Origin of the sequence: Aliikangiella maris, assembly GCF_040719265.1 — a bacterium.
GTDB lineage: Bacteria > Pseudomonadota > Gammaproteobacteria > Enterobacterales > Kangiellaceae > Aliikangiella > Aliikangiella maris.
This window is the reverse complement of the sequence record NZ_JBFDAH010000077.1, coordinates 1-2,667: the sequence shown is the minus strand read 5'-3', so window position 1 is coordinate 2,667 and position 2,667 is coordinate 1. Positions and strand designations below refer to the sequence as shown.

Annotated in this window: 3 protein-coding genes; all 3 read left to right on the top strand. The window is 32.1% G+C overall.

What is annotated here, in order from left to right; translation table 11 throughout:
* Positions 1-191 precede the first annotated feature (191 nt).
* Positions 192-662 carry a type 1 periplasmic-binding domain-containing protein gene (locus ABVT42_RS21935; RefSeq protein WP_353898099.1) on the top strand — a complete coding sequence of 157 codons (471 nt, stop codon included), beginning with the start codon at positions 192-194 and terminating at the stop codon, positions 660-662.
* 65 nt (positions 663-727) lie between these two features.
* Positions 728-997, top strand: a complete 270-nt coding sequence (locus ABVT42_RS21930) for a hypothetical protein (protein WP_353898098.1) — start codon at positions 728-730, stop codon at positions 995-997.
* 66 nt (positions 998-1,063) lie between these two features.
* On the top strand, positions 1,064-2,083 hold the full coding sequence (locus ABVT42_RS21925; RefSeq protein WP_353898097.1) for a tetratricopeptide repeat protein: 1,020 nt from the start codon (positions 1,064-1,066) through the stop codon (positions 2,081-2,083).
* The last annotated feature ends 584 nt before the right edge of the window (positions 2,084-2,667 follow it).

The window sequence follows — 2,667 nt, the reverse complement described above, 5'->3', positions numbered from 1 at the left end:
GATTTTTTCATTTCGACCAAAAAGTTGAGAGTTATTCTAACATTTTTGGTCGAAAAAGGGGTTCTTGATTAGAGATTATTTGTTAAATATCAGAAGGTTAGGCTTTTTTTTAGGGGCGACTAACTACAGGTTCACTAAAAGGCGCTTTAACAGGAGCATTTACTGGTGGATTATTTGGTTCTTTACACTTCATGCCAAAAGGATTTGGTAAAGTTGTTTCACATGGATTAGCTGGAGGAATTTCTTCGAAATTGAGTGGGGGAAAATTTGGGCATGGTTTCTTTAGTGCTGGATTTACACAGTTTGCAGGTCAACAGGGTTGGTTACCTGAGATAGGTGCTAATAGTTGGGGAGATAGGATTAAAAATGCATTTGCTGCTGCGATGATGGGAGGAACTATTTCTAAATTAACTGGCGGAAAGTTTTCTAATGGTGCTGTGACAGGTGCTTTTTCACGAATATTAAATGATTCAGCATTTAGTAAGAAATTATTAAAGGAAGAGTTAAATAAAGTAGAAGCTTATGAAATTGATTTTTCTGGAGATATTGATGCAGATGTAACTTTAGAAGCATATAAAGAAATTAAAGTGAAGATGCACGGAGGGAAAACAGAAGTAACTCAACGAATTACTGGTATGAAAATAAGGTTAAAAATAATATAGTTCAATTAGACAAACTCACTTCAAAAGCACTATCATTCAAAGTTGACTCTGTCACTGTAACTGATTTGTCAGGCTTTAAAACCGTATACACTCAAGCAGAGCTTTCTAAAAAGCTTGGTACGGATCAAATAAATGTAAAAGGAGTTTTAGGGGTAAACTCAAAAGGTCAATTATATGTCAAAGGAGGGGGGGAGTTTGGTGGATATGTCGGATATATTAAAGGTGCCGCAGCTATAAACGTGCATACTACTGTTTCGTCACAATATCCGCTAGAAAGAGCTATTACAAATTGGTTTACTGAAAGTTATAAGAAGGTTTTAGAATCGCTAAAATAAAGGAGTCAAGAAGTGAAGTATATTATTTTATGCTTGTTAATTTTTCTTTCTCCCTTGGAGAAAGTTATGTCTGTTGAATACATTGGTATTTTTGAAAGAGAGGATAAAGTGTTAACAGGTCCAATAATAGACGCAAATAATGCTTTTAGAAAATATCTAATAAAAGAAATAGACAAAAAAAGTTTGAAACTGAGCATTGATAAGGTAAAAAATATCGAGTATAAGGATTACTTTACTTTTTATTTTCTTGTTTTAGCTACGAAAGTAGATATTAGAGATAAAGAACTTATTAGTTTATTAGACTCTAATTTGCTGGAATCAAAAGTTGCTTTGAGTATGTTGTATGAAAACTTGAAGCTTTATAACAAAAGTATAAAAATACTTGAAAATGAAACTCATGAGATAGCTAAAATTAACTATGCTTGGCTTTTAATTAGGTTAAAAAGAGATATAAATAAAGGAAAAGAGATTTTGTTAAAATATTCTGAAAATAATAGCCTGGCTAAGGCTGTATTAGGTATTATTTATTCAGATGAAAAAAAGTATATAATTGCTAATAGTTACTTATTTGAAGCATTAAAAAACTCCGAACCATTATCTTATTATAGTTTGGGAATGAATTATTATTACGGTCGAGGTGTCGAAAAAAATATTGAAAAAGCAAAAGAGTTAATGTTCAGAGCAAGAGATATAGGGGATTATTCTAAAGCATCTTATGCTCTTGGGTTAATTTTTAATGATTCAAATAATATAGTTGAATCCATTCGTTTTTTAAAAGAAGCTGTTAATTTCGGAGAATATAAAGCTGCATATAAACTCGGAAAAATATATTTAGATATCTTTGAGGATCAAGAAGATGTTGAGCTTGCCATAAAGTACTTTGAACTAGCAAGTGAAAATAAAATTAGCAGGGCTTTTTACCAGTTAGTTAAATTGCATATAGCACTTTATAATATGTCTAAAGATAAACAATATATTGTAAAAGCATTTGAATATGTAGAAAGGTGTAAAGCTACTGATTCTAAATTAAGTGATGAGTTATCAAAGTTAATTAATAGAGCGACATCTATAAGTGATTCTGATTAACAACACCAAACGAAACACCAAACGGGACAGCCATAATTTTACCCTACAGAGACAGTAAGTTATTTTGTGTAATTGCCTATCTTTAGTATTCTGTTAATAGCGGTATAGTGGGTGCAGATCTGCCTCTGAGCATAAAATCAAACACTTACCCCATGTTTTTTTGTCAATTCTGATCAAATGGTCACAGAATTTCACGTATAAAAAAGCACCATTTGTTTCGACCAAACAAAAAATTAATTTCGTTTACGAAGGTGCTTTCTATGTCACTATCTCATGCTCAAAGCCAGACTTCACGCGAATTCATATAATAAGCGCAATTCCCAAGTTGCTAAAAAAGTGGTTACAATTGCTTTGCGAATCAATGAACCCACAATTAATATTGGACAGTCAACTAAAATAAAAATGGGGGAATTACTTATTTGGTTCTCACCCACTTATGGAGCATAATCCTCTTATTACACCAGGGTATTAACTAGTCGTCCCTGAAAAACAGCTTAACACTCTGAAATTTAATAAAAAATCTCTAATTAATAACTCACTTTTCGACCAGAAATGTTAAAATACGCCATCACTTCCTGGTCGAA

Coding starts and splice junctions, on each gene's coding strand:
- ABVT42_RS21935 (WP_353898099.1), top strand. CDS start 192: ATGCCAAAAGGATTTGGTAAAGTTGTTTCACATGGATTAGCTGGAGGA.
- ABVT42_RS21925 (WP_353898097.1), top strand. CDS start 1,064: ATGTCTGTTGAATACATTGGTATTTTTGAAAGAGAGGATAAAGTGTTA.